The sequence below is a fragment of the Achromobacter insolitus genome, assembly GCF_002209555.1.
Classification (GTDB): Bacteria; Pseudomonadota; Gammaproteobacteria; order Burkholderiales; family Burkholderiaceae_B; genus Achromobacter; species Achromobacter insolitus.
In genome coordinates this window covers 818595-833991 of the sequence record NZ_NJIF01000001.1, presented here as the reverse complement: position 1 = coordinate 833991, position 15397 = coordinate 818595, and the positions used below count along the sequence as shown (strand labels likewise).

Sequence of the window (15397 nt, the reverse complement as noted above, 5' to 3'; positions counted from 1 at the left end):
AGACTATACCATCCCTGCGTCCGGAGCCCGGGGCGCAACGGGCGCTCAGGAGACGAAGCGCACGGGCGGACGCGGGCGTTCGTCCACGGTCAATGAAAAGACGTCGGGGCGCGAATAGTGGCCCACTACGTCGAAGTCGTACCGGGCGCGCACCAGTTCGCCCGTGTCGACCTGGGCGGTCAGCAGCCCAGCCTTGCCGCGCAGGGGGCCTGCCAGCACGTCGCCCAGCGGGCCCACGATGACAGAGCCGCCATTGATCAACGGGCGATTGGCGTCCCAGCCCGGCACATCCTGGCCGAGTTCGGCGGGCGTAGGCTGCACCTGGCAGGCGCTGACCACGAAGCAGCGCCCCTCGTGGGCGATATGGCGCATCGAGCACTGCCAGAGGTCGCGTTCGTCCACGGTGGGTGCGCACCAGATTTCGACGCCCTTGGCGTACATGGCGGTGCGCAATAGTGGCATATGGTTTTCCCAGCAGATGGCGCCGCCGATGCGGCCGGCTTCGGCGTCGACGACGGGCAGGGTCGACCCATCGCCCTGGCCCCAGATCAGGCGTTCCGTGCCGGTGGGCATGAGCTTGCGGTGCTTGGCGGCCAGGCCCGTGTTGGGCTCGAAGAACAGGGCGGTGCAATACAGCGTATTGCCGCCGCGTTCGATGACGCCCACGACCAGGCTGGCGCCGGTGCGCTGGGACAGGCCGGCGAGCGCCTCGGTCTCGGGGCCGGGCACGTCGATGGCGTTCTCGTAATAGCGGGCAAAGGCCTCGCGGCCTTCGGGCAGGCGGTAGCCCAGCCGGGTGCCGAAGATCTCGCCCTTGGGATAGCCGCCCAGCAGCGCTTCAGGCATGACCACGAGCGTAGCGCCGGAGGCGGCGATCTCGCTTTCGTAGGCCAGGATGTTTTCCAGGGTGCGGGCTTTGCCTTCGGGGGAGGAGCCGATCTGTAGCGCGGCGATGGTTTTCGTGGTCATGGCGGGGATCTCGGGGCGTGGCAACAGGCTTCAGTGTCCGGCCGAGCCTAAAATCAATCAATCCCGGTCAGAGATAAATGATATGAACCAGATTGATATCGAGTCCGCCGATCTCAACCTGCTCAAGGTGTTCGAGGCCATCTACGACGAAGGCGGGGCAGGACGCGCCGCGCTGCGCCTGGGGGTGACCCAGTCCGCCGTGAGCGCGGCGCTGGGCCGTCTGCGCGCGCTCTATGGCGATCCGTTGTTCACGCGCACGGGCAGAGGGCTAACGCCCAGTCTGCGGGCGCGCGAGCTGCGGCCCGTGATCGGCGAAGCGCTGGACAAGTGCCGGCAAAGCCTGTCGCTGGCGCGCCCGGGAGCGGCGGGCTTTGCCGGCAGGTCGGTCACGCTGGGACTGTCGGATGATTTTGAGATCGCACTGGGGCGGGACGCGATCCGTGCCCTGGCGGAAAGCGCGCCTGGCCTGCGGATCATTTTCCGGCAGACGCACAGCCGGCTGGCGGGCGATATGTTGATGGCGCGCGAGGCCGACCTGGTGATCGCCTCGGGCGGCCTGACGGCGCATGCCTTGCAGCGCGTGACCGTCGGGCAAGGCGGCTATGCCTGCCTGATGGACCCCGCCAGCCTCGCGCCGGGCCAGGTCACGCTATCGGTGGAGGAGTTCATCAGCCGCCAGCATGTGCTGGTGTCGTCAGGCGGTTTCATCGGCGTCGTGGACGAAGTGCTGCACGCCCTGGGGCTGGCGCGCCGGGTGCAGGCATCTACCACGCATTTTTCGGCGCTGGCATTTCTGTTGCCTGGCAGCGATGCGCTGTCGACATTGCCCGCGCATGCGGCGCGCGGCCTGGCCGCCGCTTCCGGCCTGCGCATGCTGCCTTGCCCGGTCGCCATGCCGGGGTACGCCATCGAAATGGGCTGGCGCGCCGACGCCTTGCGCGATGAGGCGGTAGCCGCGGCCAGACGTGGCCTGCTGGGCCTGTTGAATGGCTTTGAATGGAAGCCCGGCGGAGAGTGGCCGGCGACCGTGTAACGCCCAGCAAGGCCCACCAACACCTACCAACACCCAGGACGCCCCGGGCCGGGAAAACCCCGATGCCTGGATCCCGTTGCAAGGCACGACACTTCCCGCCATGAAGCCAGTTCAGTCCCCGCCGCTGCATCCCCGCGATATCGATCCCGTGTCTCTCCGCCTGTTTCTCGCCGCGCTGGAAGAGGGCAGCCTGGCGCGCGCCGCCGCTCGGGAAAACATCGTGCCTTCCGCCGTCAGCAAGCGGATGTCCGAAATGGAGGATGCCTTCGGAGTGCCGTTGCTGGAGCGTGGGGTCAAGGGAGTGCAGCCCACGCCAGCGGGCAATGCCCTGGCCACGCACGTGCGCATGGTGCTGCAGAGCATGGACCGCATGCGCCGCGAAATGGCGGGCTTTGCTACCGGCGTGCGTGGCAGCATCCGCCTGGCGGTCAGTGTGGCGGCGCTGTCCGGCGAGCTGCCGGCGCAGATCCAGTCTTTCCGCCGGGCCTATCCCCAGATCGATATCTCGCTGGAAGAAGGCACGACGCAGGAGGTGTTCCGCGCCGTGCTGGATGGCCAGGCCGACGTGGCGGTCGGCTCCGATTTCGGCCATGACGGCCTGCAGGTGTTTCCTTGCGGTCGCTGCGATCTGGCGGCGGTCGTGCCGGGCCAGCATCTGCTTGCCGACCGCGAGACACTGGACTATGCGCAATTGCTGCCTTTCGAGCAGATAGAGCTGAACCGCGACAACGGCATCAGCGCGGTGTTCCAGCAGGCCGCGCAGGAGGCGGGCGTGATGCGGCGCATCAGCGCCCGCGTCAGTTCGCACGAAACCATCTGCATGCTGGTCGCGCGCGGCATGGGCGTAGCGGTGGTGCCCATGTATCTCAAGGCGCGGCATGCCAACCTGGACATCCGCTTCATTCCGCTTGTCGGCGCATGGTCCAGCACTTCGCTGTGTATCGCCGTGCTGGGGCTGGAGGCATTACCGCCCGCGGCCCGCGTGCTGCTGACGCACCTGGGCGTGGCCGGCGCCGCCTGAACGGGGGCCGCGTGCCGGCGTGCCGCAGAGCTCAGGGCTTTCCCGGACGTTCCCAAACGAGAATGCCCCCGTGCTCAAAGACCGCTACCCGCCAGCGCGCCTTGCCGCCGATGATGGAGGCATAGGGGCGGCGGCATGGCCGGCATGCATCGGCTTTGCCGCCGCCTGTCTTCATTGCGTCAGGCCCCAAGGATATGCAGATGGCAGCAACACCGGCTTCACCCTACCTGGACAACAGCGAATTGCCGCTGCGCGGCATCAAGGTGCTGGAGTTGTCTCACATGATCATGGGGCCGGCGGCAGGCCTGGCGCTGGCCGACCTGGGGGCCGAAGTGATCAAGGTGGAACCGATAGAAGGCGACCGCACGCGGCGCCTCAAGGGCTCGGGCAGCGGCTACTTTCCCGTCTTCAACCGCAACAAGCAAAGCCTGGCCATCGACCTGAAGGCGCAGGAAGGGCAGGCCGTGGTGCGCCAGCTGGCGCTGCAGGCCGACATGGTGGTGGAGAACTTCCGCGACGGTAGCCTGGCCCAGTATGGGCTGGACTACGCGTCCCTGTCGGCCGAGAACCCCGGTCTCATATACGTTTCGCTTAAGGGCTTTCTTTCCGGTCCCTACAAGCAGCGCACCGCGCTCGATGAAGTGGTGCAGATGATGGGCGGACTGGCCTACATCAACGGCGGCGCCGACACTCCGCAGCGCGTGGCGGCTTCGGTCAACGACATCCTGGGCGGCACCTTCGGCGTGGTGGGCGCGCTGGCGGCGCTGCACGACCGCCACGCCACGGGGCGTGGCAGGCACGTGCGCTCCGGCCTGTTCGAGAACAACCTGCTGCTGGTCGCGCAGTTCATTGCACAGTTCCAGCTGACGGGCGCGGCGCCCAAGCCCATGGGCGCGGAACGCCGGCCTCCCTGGGGCGTGTACGACGTGTTCGAGACAGCGGACGGACGCGTGTTCGTCGCCGTCGTCGGCGATGCGCAATGGCGCAATTTTGCCCAGAAATTCCTGCCGCCCGAATGGGCCGCCGATCCGCGCCTGGCTACCGCCGTCGATCGCGAGGCGGCGCGGCCCTGGCTGGTGCCAGGGGTGGGCGAGATCCTGAAGCACTGGAAGACCGACGAGCTGTGCGCGGCCCTGGAAGCCGCCGGGCTGTCCTATGGGCCGATACGCCAACCGCACGATCTGCTGGACGACGCGCATCTGAACGCCGGTGGGGCGCTGCTGAAGACCCGGCTGCCGGAGGGCGGCGAGATCTCCGCGGCTGCGCTGCCCATCGAATTTGACGGGCTGAAAGCCGGCAAGCGTTTCGATCCGCCGCGGCAGGGCGGCGATACGCAGGCCATCCTGCAGGGGCTGGGCTGCGATGCCGCGCGTATCGAAGCCCTGCGCAGCGCGGGCGTGATTGCATGAACGGGCGGTAGCGCCCGATACCTGTCGAGGCGGCGCAGACCGCCAAGACATCCATCAAAGAGGAGACACGTCGAGATGATCCGCAAACTGTTTGCGGTGGCCGCGCTGGCCGCCGCCTGTGCCGCGCACGCCCAGGACTACCCCAGCAAGCCCATTCGCATCATCATCCCGTCCACGCCGGGCGGAGGCACCGATTACATCGGACGCCTGATGAGCACCAAGCTGCATGAACTGAACGGCTGGTCCGTCATCCCCGAGAACAAGCCGGGGGCGGGTACGGCGCTGGGGCTGGCCGAAGCGGCGCGGTCGCCGGCCCAGGGCTACGACCTGGTGATCGGCCAGTCCGATAACGTCACGCTGATTCCCCTCCTGATGAAAGTGTCGTACGACCCGGTCAAGGATCTGGCCCCGGTGGCGCTGGTGGCCACCACGCCCATGGTGCTGCTGGTGTCCGAGAGTTCCCCGTACAAGACCTTGCCGGACGTGATCGACGCGGCCAAGAAGGACCCCAACAAGATTTCCTACGGTACGTCGGGCACGGGCGGGGGCGTGCACATCGCCATCGAAATGCTGCAGCACGCGGCCGGCTTCAAGATGCAGCACGTGCCATACAAAGGTTCCGCGCCGGCGCTTGCGGACCTGATGGGCGGACACCTGCAGTTCGCGGGGTCCTCGATCTCGTCGGCGGCGACGCTGATCAAGTCCGGCAAGGTGCGCGCGCTGGCGGTCACCTCGCCCAGGCGCAATCCGGCACTGCCCGACGTGCCCACGGTCGCGGAGCTGGGCTACAAGGACTTCAGCGTCGTGACCTACTACGGCGTGCTGGCGCCCGCCAAGACGCCGCCGGCCATCGTGTCGCGCCTGAACAGCGACTTCAACAAGTTGCTCGCACGCAAGGACGTGCAGGAAGCCCTGGCATCGCAAGGACTGGAAACCGATCCGGTCTCCACCGAGCAATTTGCCGCGCTGATCCAGTCGGACATCGGCAAGGCGAAGCAGACGATCGAGAGCGCCGGCATCGTGGTGCAGCAGTAGCGCGGGAACGAAAACAGGACAGCAAATGAACCAGGAAATCAGGCTTTGCGAGGTGGGACCGCGCGACGGTTTGCAAATGGCCAAGGGCATGATGTCCGCCGCCGACAAGCTGCGCTGGATTCGGCAGCTTGCCGATGCCGGCCTGCGCGAGATCGAGGCGGGCAGCTTCGTGTCGCCGAGGCTCGTGCCGCAGATGGCCGACACCGGCGCCATTCTTCCCGACGTCCTGAAGATCGATGGCCTGACCGTGGTTGCGCTGGTATGCAACCTCAAGGGCGCCATCGCCGCCTACGAGGCTGGCGCCCATGCGTTGTCGTTTCCCGTCTCGGTCAGCGACACGCATAGCCGCGCCAACGTGGGCAAGGGCACCGACGCCCAGGTGGACGTGTTGGCCTCCATCGTCGATTGGGCGCGGGCGCAGCCGCGGCCCATGCGCATCGATGCCGCGGTCGCCACCGCCTTTGGCTGTTCGCTGGAGGGCACGGTGCCCGTGCGCCGGGTGGCGCAGGTCGCCGCCGCTACCGCGCTGGCCGGGGCCGACGAGATTGCGCTGGCCGATACCGTGGGCTACGCGCACCCGGGCCTGGTGCGCATAGCGGTACGTGCAACGCAAGATGCCGTGGGCGCGCGGCTGGTCAAGCTGCACCTGCATGACACCATGGGGCTGGGGCTGGCCAATGCCCTGGCCGGCCTGGACGAAGGCATCCGCGCCTTCGATTCCTGCCTGGGTGGCTTGGGCGGCTGCCCCTTCGCGCCCGGCGCGTCGGGCAATATCGTCACCGAAGACCTGGTCTTCATGCTGGAGAGCATGGGGTACCGCACGGGTGTGGACCTGTCCCGGCTGTTGGAGGCCCGCCCGCTGCTGGCGCAGGCATTGCCGCAGGAAAACCTGCGCAGCGGCGTGGCGGCTGCCGGCATACCCAGGACCTACGGCGCGCGGGCTCCTGTCCCGGTCCCGAGTGCGAGCGACGCTCGCCTTAGCGGTACACGATGACCGGCAGCGTCGAATGCGCCATCACTTTTTGCGTCTGGCTGCCCAGCAATACGGCCGCCAGCCCGCCGTGACCGCGTGACGCCATGGCGATCAGGTCGCAGCCCTGGGTCATGGCGACGTCGATGATGGTCTGCGCCGGGTCGTTGCTTTCGCGCATTTCGGCGGTGCAGGGCACGCCTGCGGCGCTGGCCTGGGCGCTTGCTTGCGCCAGGTAGGTCTTGGCCGATTCCGTGGCCTCGCGCGCGTATTCCGTGTGCACGCCTTCCAGGTGCACGGTTTCCATGGAGGTGGGGCGGAAGGCGCTGTACACCGTCAACACCGTTACGCTCGCGCCCAGGGCGCGGGCGAGGCCCAATCCTTGCGCCAGGCCGGCATAGGCCCGCGCGGATCCGTCGATGGGGATGAGTATGTGCTTGTACATGACTACCTCCTGAGGGTGGGGAGGGCGGCGCGAGTCCGGGCGGCCCTAGGAGCGTGAACAGCGGCAGCTATCCCCATACTACGCCTAGTCGCGGCGTTGGGCGAACCGTGAAGAAATAGCCCGTTGTCGTCCCTTACACTCTGGGAACCGCGCTCTGACCGATGACGCAACAGGAGGCCGCATGGACTTTTCGCCCACGCCGCTGAAGGCGGACGACGCGCCGCTGCAGCGCGCCCTGCAACTTTTCGACGACTACAACCGGCGGGACCCCAACCTGGCTGACTGGAACGGTGCGGCGCATCCGCGCGAATGGCTGCATGCGCAGTTCCTGCATGGCTGGGTGATGAAGCTGGCGCCGCAGGCCGGTATTGCCTTGCGCCTGGCTGCTCGTTGCCAACATATCGGACGCTGGGAGGTGCCGCGCGATGCCTGTCCGGCCGGCAGGGCAGGCTATCTGCAATGGCGCAACACGCTCAAGGAGCATCACGCCGCCATTGCGCAACGCTTGCTCGCGCAGGCGGGCCATGACGCGGAAACCATACAAGCGGTATTGAAGATTGTGCGCAAGCAGGGCATCAAGCGCGATCCCGACGTCCAATGCATGGAAAACGCGCTGTGCCTCGTATTTCTTGAGCACCAGTACGAGGAGTTCTGCGACCGCTATCCGGACAAGGTGGTGGCGGTGTTGCAGAAGACTTGGAACAAGATGGATGACGCCGGCAGACAGGTTGCCGCAACGCTCCCGCTCAGCGAACGGGGGCGGGGTTATTTGAAAACGGCGCTGGCGGGCGGGTAAGGAAGGGGAGCTTGTGACGCGCTTCGCCTTCCTCGGGGTGCACACTCGGGGTGAACATGTTCCTGCCGCGGCTGCATGCTTACGGCAGCCTTTGGGACACATACACCCTTCGGGGCGGCGATGCGCAGCTGGCATCGGATGTTCTGGCGGAAGCGGTGAGATTCGAACTCACGAACGGTTGCCCGTTGCCGGTTTTCAAGACCGGTGCAATCGACCACTCTGCCACGCTTCCTGGTATTGCGTATATTTCCGGTGATGCGCCCATCAGGCAAACAATCTACCTGGCCGGGAACACGATACGCCGTAAAGGGCGCAATAATAATCCATTTGCTGCAAAGGAGGCACGCGATGCACGCCGTAGAAATCTCTCGCCCCGGTGGCCCCGAGGTCCTGGTCCCCGTGGAACGCCCCACGCCGGAAACCGGCGCGGGTGAAGTCCTGATCAAAGTGAGCGCCGCGGGCGTCAACCGTCCCGACGTGTTCCAGCGCAAAGGCAATTACGCGCCGCCGCGCGGCGCCTCCGACCTGCCGGGCCTGGAAGTGGCGGGCGAAATCGTCGGCGGCGACCTGGCGGGCAGCGGCTTCGCCCTGGGCGACAAGGTCTGCGCCCTGGTGGCGGGCGGCGGCTACGCGGAATACTGCGTCGCGCCCGCCGCGCAATGCCTGCCCATTCCCGAGGGCCTGTCCGACATCGAGGCCGCAGGCCTGCCGGAAACCTACTTCACCGTCTGGAGCAACGTGTTCGACCGCGGCCGCCTGTCCGAAGGCGAGGCGCTGCTGGTGCACGGCGGCGCCAGCGGCATCGGCACCACGGCGATCCAGCTGGCCCGCGCCATGGGTCACAAGGTCTACGCCACGGTTGGCAGCGACGACCGGGCCCGCGCCGTGGAAGCGCTGGGCGCGGATCGCGGCATCAACTACAAGACCCAGGATTTCGTGAAGGAAGTGCTGGACGCCACCGGCGGACGCGGCGTGGACGTGATCCTGGACATGGTGGCCGGCGACTATATCGCCCGTGACATGCAATGCCTGGCCGATGACGGCCGCATCGTGATCATCGCCCAACTGGGCGGCGCGCACGCCAATGTGGACACCGCCCAGGTCATGCGTCGCCGCCTGACCATCACCGGCTCGACCCTGCGTCCCCGTCCGGTGGCCTTCAAGGGCGCGATCGCGCGCGCCCTGCGCGAGCACGCCTGGCCCCTGCTGGAAAAAGGGGCCATCAAGCCCATTGTGCACGCCACCTTCCCGCTGGCCGAGGCCTCGCGCGCCCATGCCATGATGGAAAGCGGTGAAAACATAGGCAAAATCATCCTGACCATGTAAGAAATGGGGGGACGCTCGGCGTAGCGTCCCGCAACAGGATACAATCACGGGTTTCGCCTGGAATTTTTTCCAGGCAGGCCCGTGGGCGGTTGCTACGCAGCCCTTGGCTCGCCCAGTCCAACCGATACAGATACCTCGCCATGACTTCAGTCGAAAACCGCGCCCGCCTCGTGCTGGGCAACTGGAAGATGCACGGCAACCTGGCCGAGAACGCCGCGTTGCTGACGGAGCTGCGCGCCGCGGATGCTGCGAGCCACTGCGAAATCGGCGTCTGCGTGCCGTTTCCCTATCTCGCGCAAGCGGCTTCGGCCCTGACCGGCAGCAGCGTGTCCTGGGGCGCGCAAGACGTCAGCGCCCATGAAAAAGGCGCCTACACCGGGGAAGTCTCCGGTGCCATGCTGAAGGAATTCGGCTGCCGCTGGGCCCTGGCTGGCCACTCCGAGCGCCGCGTGCTCCACGGTGAAACCGACGAAGCCGTGGCTGCCAAGGCCCAGGCCGCGCTGGCTGCCGGCCTGACGCCGGTCGTCTGCGTTGGCGAATCCCTGGCCGACCGCGATGCCGGTAACACCCTGGCCGTGATCGAACGCCAGTTGAAGCCCGTGCTGGCGCTGGGCGCCGAGGCGGTTTCGCGCATGGTCCTGGCTTACGAGCCCGTCTGGGCCATTGGCACCGGCCGCAGCGCCAGCCCCGAGCAGGCGCAGGAAGTCCATGGCGCGATCCGCGCCGCTCTGCGCGCGCTGGGCGCCGCGCAGGTGCAAGTGTTGTACGGCGGCAGCGTCAAAGCTGCCAACGCCGCCAGTTTGTTCGCCATGACTGATATCGACGGGGCCCTGGTCGGCGGCGCGTCGCTCGTGGCCGAAGAATTTTTGCGAATCGCCGCCATCTAAGTTTCCGTTCCGGAGTCTGTAATGCCCTTGATGCTCAAAATCCTGCTGGCCGTCCAAGTGATCTCGGCGCTGGCTATCATCGTCCTGGTCCTGCTGCAGCAGGGCAAAGGCGCCGACATGGGGTCCGCTTTCGGCAGCGGCTCCGCCGGCAGCCTTTTCGGCGCCACCGGCGCGGCGAACTTCCTGTCGCGCGCGACCAAGTGGGCCGCCGTGGTCTTCTTTGCCTCCACCGCCGGCCTGGCTTATGTCAGCCACAAGGGCACCAGCGGCCCCGCCGTGGATTCCGGCGTGATGCAGAGCTACCCGGCTGACCGCTCGGTCCCGCAGGTGCCGGGCGCCGCGCCTGCCCCCGCCGGCGCTTCGTCGGTTCCTGGCGCCTCTTCGGTCCCCGCCGCGCCGGCCAAGCCCGACGCCTCGGTGCCCTCGGTACCGGCTGCCCCGGCTGCTCCGGCCGCAGGCGACAAGCCGACGGAAGCGCCCGCGACGCCTGCGAAGTAAGCCACAGCAAACGGAAAGGCCGGCACATGCCGGCCTTTTTCATGGGCGAGGCGCGCCAGGGCATGCTGTCATCCGCGGTCGTTAGCATGTGCGGTCGCCACGCCGGATGCGGGTAGGGTATCGTTGCCTTCGCATCCGGTTTCCGTTTTTCTATCCCGCCATGGCCACATCCAAACGCTCTTCCCGCACGCCGTCAGCCGCCGATCCGCAGCGGGGCTCGCCGCAGGCCATGCTGTCGCGCATCCAGAGCCTGTTGCCCTCGATGGGAGCGGCCTCGCAGCGCATCGGCGAATTCGTCATACGCCACCCGGCCGAGGTGGTGCATATGTCGGTCAGCGAAGTGGCGGAACGTACCCAGTGCAGCGAAGGCAGCGTGGTGGGTTTCTGCAAGCTGCTGGGCGCCACGGGTTTTCAGCAACTGAAAATCGCGTTGGCCCAGCAGATCGTGCAGCCGGTGCAGTACATCCACGAAGACCTCGCTGCCCAGGATTCGCCCGCGCAGGTGGTCAGCAAGATATTCCACAGCAATATCCAGACACTGCAGGAAACCGAATCGGTGCTGGACGTGGCCGCGTTGTCGGCGGCGGTGGATCTGATCCGCAGCGCCCGCCGCGTGGAAATCTACGGCATCGGCAGCTCGGCCGTGATCGCGCACGACGCGCACTACCGCATGCTGCGCATCGGGCTGCATGCCACCGCCGTTACCGATTCCCACGTGCAGGCCATCAGCGCTTCGTTGACCGGGCCGGACGTTGCGGTGCTGACCATCTCGCATTCGGGCAGCACGCATGAAACCGTGCTGGCAACGCGGCTGGCGAAAGAAGCCGGCGCTCGCACGATCTGCATTACCAATTTCGGCAAGTCGCCAATCCAGGAACATGCGGACGTGGTGCTGCACACCATGTCGCGCGAGACGCGCTTTCGCACCGAGGCGATGACCAGCCGGCTGGCGCAGCTTGCCATCATCGACACCCTGATCGCCTGCCTGGCCCTGTCGGATTACGACAAGGCCGTCTCCACGCTGCGCAGCACCTTCGACGTGCTGTCGAACAAGCGCTACTGATCGCCCTCGATGCCCGCCGGCAGTTCATGCCGGCGCGCGCATGCGCTGTCCAGCAGCGCGGCCACGTCCGGCGCATCCGCGTGGGGCGCATTCCCGACCAGCAGATAGCCGATGCCCAGGCGTACCGCGCCCAGCGCATCGGTGCGCACGTTGTCGCCGATGACCGTGGTGTCGGCCGGCGTCAGGCCCAGCCGGCGCAGGCCTTCCTCCAGCAGCATGGCGCCGGGCTTGCCCAGTATGCGCGGGCGCGCGCCGGGCGCGCACGCCAGCACCGACTGCAGCAGCGCGCCCGTCTCGGGGACGACAGCCCCTTGCGGACCGGGGTGGGTGAGGTCGCCATTGCTGACCATCAACGCCGCGCCTTGCGCAAGCTCTCGCGCCAGGGTCTGCAACGTGCCATAGCAAAAGGCAAGATCGCGCGCCAGCAGCACGATGTCCGCGTTGCGGGACACCAGCTTCAAGCCGAGGCCGGCGGCGCACGCCTGCAGCGCCTCCGAGGCGCAGAGCATCAGCCCGGCGTGCGGATGCTGGCGGGCGATATGGCGCAAGGCCTGTTCACCGGCCAGGACCAGTGCTTCGGCCTGTACCGGCAATCCCATTGTGCGCAGGCGCGGCGCCAGGCCCGCCGCCGTATCGGTGGAGTTGTTGGACACGATGACGTAGCGCCCCGCCCAGCGGGTCAGCAGTTCGCTGGCGCCGGGTATCACCTCATGTCCGCGTATCAAAGTTCCGTCCAGATCCAGGATCAGGCCACTCGAGCACGCGGTCCAGGGCGGTTCCGCGCTTGAGGTTTGCGGCGAGGAAGAGAGGGAAGTGCTGGCAATGCGAGTCATGGATCGGCGAGTGGGCGTCGAAACGCGTGCGGGTTGAGGGATGGGGCGTCGCGACGATTCGGGCATCCCCGGCCGGCTGTGATTCTATCTGAACAAAATTCAAAAAATCATTTTTTTGATTTGAGAAATTTTCATTTGCCTGTCATGTGCGGTGACTAATCTGCGTTCCGGAATCAGGGCCGCGCTTCTTGCGCCCCGATGGCAACTTCCCCAAGACCAGGACCAATCAAATGAAAATCCGTACTTTCGCGCCCGCCCTGGCGCTGCTTTCCCTGCTCGCCTGCGCGCCTCTCGCGCAAGCCCAATCCCTGGCCGACGGCTCGCAACAGCGCCCGCTGCGGGTACTGCTCATTCCCGCGGATGGCGGCACCGAGTCGGGCACCAAGGCCGACTACGCTCCGATCTTCAACGCCATCACACGCAGCACGGGCCTGCATTTCCAGTTGACGGTGGGCCAGTCCTACGGCGCCGTAGTGGAAGGCATGTGCAATCAGCTGGCCGAGGTCGCATTCCTCGGCCCGGTCTCTTATGTGCAGGCGCATGAACGTCAATGCGCGCAATTGCTGGCCGTGGGCGTGCAGAAGGGCGAATCCGCTTACTACGCCGCGATGTTCGCCAAGGCGGATTCGCCGATCAATACGCTTGCCGACCTGAAGGGCAAGCGTGCCGCATTCGGCGACGTGAACTCGGCCTCCAGCTTCACCTTCCAGGTGGCGTCCATGATCAAGGACGGCATGGACCCGGCCAAGGACCTGGCGGCATTGCAACTGACCGGCAGCCATGCCAGTAGCCTCGCCGCGCTGGTGCAAGGCCAGGTCGACGCGGCTGCGCTGTCGTTCGATTCCTTCGACAAGGCCGTGCGCCAGGGCGCGGTGGATCCGAAGTCGGTGAAGGTGATTTTCAAGAGCGAGCCCATTCCGTACCCGCCGCTGGCGATGAACACCAAGCTGCCGGAGTCGCTGAAGGCAACGCTCAAGCAGGCATTCTCCACGGTGCACCAGGCGCCTGGCGTGACTCCCGACATGGTGCGCGGCTATGGCGGCGCCAAGCTCGACCGCTTCGATACCGAGTTTTCCGAGGCGCAGTTCGCTGGTCCCGCGTCGAAGATGGCTCTGCTGACCGACGAGATCAAGGGCGAGATCCTGCAGAAGGCGGCACAGCGGTGAACGCCGGCGCAATGGAAATGGACATGCTGCGCTACCAATCCGTGGGCATGCGCTACGCCGATGGGACTGCCGCCCTGGATTCGGTTTCGCTGCGGGTGCCGCGCGGCCAGTTCTGCGTGGTTCTGGGCGCCTCGGGCGCCGGCAAATCGACGCTGCTGCGCATGGCCAACGGGCTGACTACGCCGACCCAAGGGGAAGTGTGGGTCGATGGCAGGCAGGTCCAGGCATCGACGCTGGCAGCCCTGCGGCCCAGGATCGGCATGGTGCATCAGCACTTCAACCTGGTGTCGCGGGCCACGGTGGCGACCAACGTGCTGTCGGGCGCGCTGCCCGGCCTGCCCGCATGGCGCGCTTATTTGATGCGCTTTCCAGCAGAGCTGCGCGAGCGCGCCTGCCAGTTGGTGCGAGAGGTGGGCCTGCAGCCCGAACATCTGCAACGCCGCGTCAGCGAATTGTCCGGCGGCCAGCAACAGCGTGTGGGCATCGCCCGCGCCTTTATGCTGGCACCCGCCTTGTTGCTGGCCGACGAACCCGTGGCCAGTCTGGACCCGCGCATCAGCCGCGACATTCTGGAACTGCTGCGCAATCAGGCGCGCGAACGCGGCGCGACGGTGCTATGCAGCCTGCATCAGGTCGACCTGGCGCGGGAGTTCGCGGACCGCATCGTTGCCTTGCGCGACGGCGTCATGGTGTTCGACGGACCGGCCAGCCAGTTCGATGAGGCCACCGCCCGCGCGCTGTATCAGGCCGCGCGGGCGGACATCGCCGACGTGTCGCCCGGATTGGCAAGCCCTGGCGCTGCCGGCCCCCGCACCGCGCCAACGATACGGCCGGTGGCTTTGTCCGCGGGAGGCGCCTAATGAACTCTCACGTGGAAAACACTGCATGGCGCCTGGATCCGCCCTACGGCGCCCGGACATTGTTGATTGTGATTGCGGCGCTGATGTTGTTCCTCTACACCGGCCAGCGGGTGGAGATGGGCCGCATGGCGGCGTTGACCCTGGACGGCGCGCTGGCTGCGGTCGGATTGAAGAAGCAGTCCCAGGTCACCTCTGGCCTGGGCGCCCTGGCCGACAACTTGTTCCCGCTACAGGTTTCGTATCGCACGGAGACCTCCCGCATCGAAGGCTTCAATCCCGAGAAGCTGCCCTGGCTGTCGCGTGTGGAAACGGTGCAGATGACCGAAAGCCGGCTGAATCCGCACACGCTGAAAATGGAAAACGAGGTATCCACGCAGACCTACCTGGTGGAACCGTTGGGTTATTTGTGGCGGGTGGCGGTCAAGATGGTCGAGACGTTCGAGATCGCGATCTGGGCCACGCTCCTGGCCGTGTTGGGCAGCCTGCCGCTGGCCTATTGCAGCGCGCGCAACTACGCACCCAACCGGCTGCTTTACGTGGCGGCGCGGGCGCTGGTCAGCATGTTCCGCGCCATGCCGGAACTGATATGCGCGCTGTTCCTGGTGCTGGCCTACGGCTTTGGCCCGATTGCCGGGGTGCTGGCGCTGGCCATTCATTCGATGGGATTCCTGGGCAAGTTCTACGCCGAGGATATCGAGACAGCCGACACCAAGCCGCAAGAGGCGCTGGCCGCAATCGGCGCCAGCAAGCCGCGCGTGCTGGCCTACGCCGTGCTGCCGCAGGTCATGCCCAAGTTCACGGGCTACACGCTCTATATCCTGGACCGAAACGTGCGCATGGCCACGGTTGTCGGCCTGGTGGGGGCGGGCGGCATCGGGCAGGAATTGAAGGGCCGCTATGACATGTACCAGTACGCCCACGTCGGGACCATTCTCGTCGTGATCTTCATCACTGTGTTCTTGCTGGACCAGGTTGCCGCGCGCTTGCGGCGCCGCTTGAGCTGAGCCGGCGCGGCGGCCCGCCGGCCGTCGCGCCTCGATAGGTTTCCTGCCGGACCGACCCGGCAACGTTCCCTGACCAGGAGTT

The 15397-nt window shown here is 66.6% G+C and carries 16 protein-coding genes and 1 tRNA gene; 13 read left to right on the top strand and 4 right to left on the bottom strand.

Annotated features, from left to right (window positions below; genetic code table 11):
* Positions 1–45: 45 nt before the first annotated feature.
* Positions 46–969 (bottom strand): carbon-nitrogen hydrolase family protein, encoded by a 924-nt coding sequence (locus CEY08_RS03750; protein ID WP_076815997.1) that lies wholly within the window; start codon positions 967–969, stop codon positions 46–48.
* 82 nt (positions 970–1051) lie between these two features.
* On the opposite strand from CEY08_RS03750, the gene CEY08_RS03745 reads away from it, so the two are divergent.
* The 5 genes from CEY08_RS03745 (at position 1052) to CEY08_RS03725 (ending at position 6461) form a co-directional block, all read left to right on the top strand.
* Complete coding sequence (locus CEY08_RS03745; RefSeq protein WP_076815995.1) at positions 1052–2002, top strand: LysR substrate-binding domain-containing protein; 951 nt, start codon at positions 1052–1054, stop codon at positions 2000–2002.
* Between the two features lie 100 nt (positions 2003–2102).
* Positions 2103–3023 carry a LysR family transcriptional regulator gene (locus CEY08_RS03740; protein WP_076815992.1) on the top strand — a complete coding sequence of 307 codons (921 nt, stop codon included), beginning with the start codon at positions 2103–2105 and terminating at the stop codon, positions 3021–3023.
* Positions 3024–3223: 200 nt separating this feature from the next.
* Positions 3224–4432, top strand: a complete 1209-nt coding sequence (locus CEY08_RS03735; RefSeq protein ID WP_063642145.1) for a CaiB/BaiF CoA transferase family protein — start codon at positions 3224–3226, stop codon at positions 4430–4432.
* A gap of 75 nt (positions 4433–4507) precedes the next feature.
* Positions 4508–5467 carry a Bug family tripartite tricarboxylate transporter substrate binding protein gene (locus tag CEY08_RS03730; RefSeq protein WP_063642144.1) on the top strand — a complete coding sequence of 320 codons (960 nt, stop codon included), beginning with the start codon at positions 4508–4510 and terminating at the stop codon, positions 5465–5467.
* 25 nt (positions 5468–5492) lie between these two features.
* On the top strand, positions 5493–6461 hold the full coding sequence (locus CEY08_RS03725; protein ID WP_063960061.1) for a hydroxymethylglutaryl-CoA lyase: 969 nt from the start codon (positions 5493–5495) through the stop codon (positions 6459–6461).
* On the opposite strand, the gene CEY08_RS03720 is transcribed toward CEY08_RS03725, so the two are convergent.
* A complete protein-coding gene (locus tag CEY08_RS03720) occupies positions 6445–6882 on the bottom strand; it encodes a universal stress protein (protein WP_042796652.1) in 438 nt (145 codons plus the stop codon). The genes CEY08_RS03725 and CEY08_RS03720 overlap by 17 nt on opposite strands.
* A 181-nt stretch (positions 6883–7063) precedes the next feature.
* On the opposite strand from CEY08_RS03720, the gene CEY08_RS03715 reads away from it, so the two are divergent.
* Complete coding sequence (locus CEY08_RS03715) at positions 7064–7678, top strand: DUF4202 domain-containing protein (RefSeq protein ID WP_088607582.1); 615 nt, start codon at positions 7064–7066, stop codon at positions 7676–7678.
* A gap of 144 nt (positions 7679–7822) precedes the next feature.
* Here the strand turns inward: CEY08_RS03715 and CEY08_RS03710 are convergent.
* Positions 7823–7910, bottom strand: a tRNA-Ser gene (locus CEY08_RS03710).
* A 116-nt stretch (positions 7911–8026) separates the two neighbouring features.
* Here CEY08_RS03710 and CEY08_RS03705 point away from each other — a divergent pair.
* The 4 genes from CEY08_RS03705 to CEY08_RS03690 all read left to right on the top strand — a co-directional run bounded on the left by CEY08_RS03705 (position 8027) and on the right by CEY08_RS03690 (position 11452).
* Positions 8027–9004: an NAD(P)H-quinone oxidoreductase gene (locus CEY08_RS03705; RefSeq protein WP_088607581.1), complete on the top strand. Its 978-nt coding sequence runs from the start codon at positions 8027–8029 to the stop codon at positions 9002–9004.
* A 140-nt stretch (positions 9005–9144) separates the two neighbouring features.
* Positions 9145–9891: a triose-phosphate isomerase gene (tpiA, locus tag CEY08_RS03700; protein WP_042796654.1), complete on the top strand. Its 747-nt coding sequence runs from the start codon at positions 9145–9147 to the stop codon at positions 9889–9891.
* Between the two features lie 21 nt (positions 9892–9912).
* A complete protein-coding gene (secG, locus tag CEY08_RS03695) occupies positions 9913–10389 on the top strand; it encodes a preprotein translocase subunit SecG (RefSeq protein WP_042796655.1) in 477 nt (158 codons plus the stop codon).
* Positions 10390–10549: 160 nt separating this feature from the next.
* Positions 10550–11452, top strand: a complete 903-nt coding sequence (locus CEY08_RS03690) for a MurR/RpiR family transcriptional regulator (RefSeq protein ID WP_232033759.1) — start codon at positions 10550–10552, stop codon at positions 11450–11452.
* Here CEY08_RS03690 and CEY08_RS03685 read toward each other — a convergent pair.
* The gene (locus CEY08_RS03685; protein WP_076815990.1) at positions 11446–12285 is read right to left on the bottom strand and encodes an HAD-IIA family hydrolase; all 840 of its coding nucleotides are present in this window, start codon (positions 12283–12285) and stop codon (positions 11446–11448) included. The two genes, CEY08_RS03690 and CEY08_RS03685, sit on opposite strands and share 7 nt — an antisense overlap.
* 230 nt (positions 12286–12515) lie before the next feature.
* Between CEY08_RS03685 and CEY08_RS03680 the strand changes: the two genes are divergently transcribed.
* From CEY08_RS03680 to phnE, 3 genes are read left to right on the top strand one after another with little or no spacing between them, the layout of a single operon-like run.
* Positions 12516–13451 (top strand): phosphate/phosphite/phosphonate ABC transporter substrate-binding protein, encoded by a 936-nt coding sequence (locus CEY08_RS03680; RefSeq protein ID WP_076815988.1) that lies wholly within the window; start codon positions 12516–12518, stop codon positions 13449–13451.
* A 23-nt stretch (positions 13452–13474) separates the two neighbouring features.
* On the top strand, positions 13475–14311 hold the full coding sequence (locus CEY08_RS03675; protein ID WP_197723189.1) for a phosphonate ABC transporter ATP-binding protein: 837 nt from the start codon (positions 13475–13477) through the stop codon (positions 14309–14311).
* A complete protein-coding gene (gene phnE, locus CEY08_RS03670; RefSeq protein WP_063960065.1) occupies positions 14311–15315 on the top strand; it encodes a phosphonate ABC transporter, permease protein PhnE in 1005 nt (334 codons plus the stop codon). The genes CEY08_RS03675 and phnE overlap by 1 nt, the downstream gene beginning before the upstream one ends.
* Positions 15316–15397 lie beyond the last annotated feature (82 nt).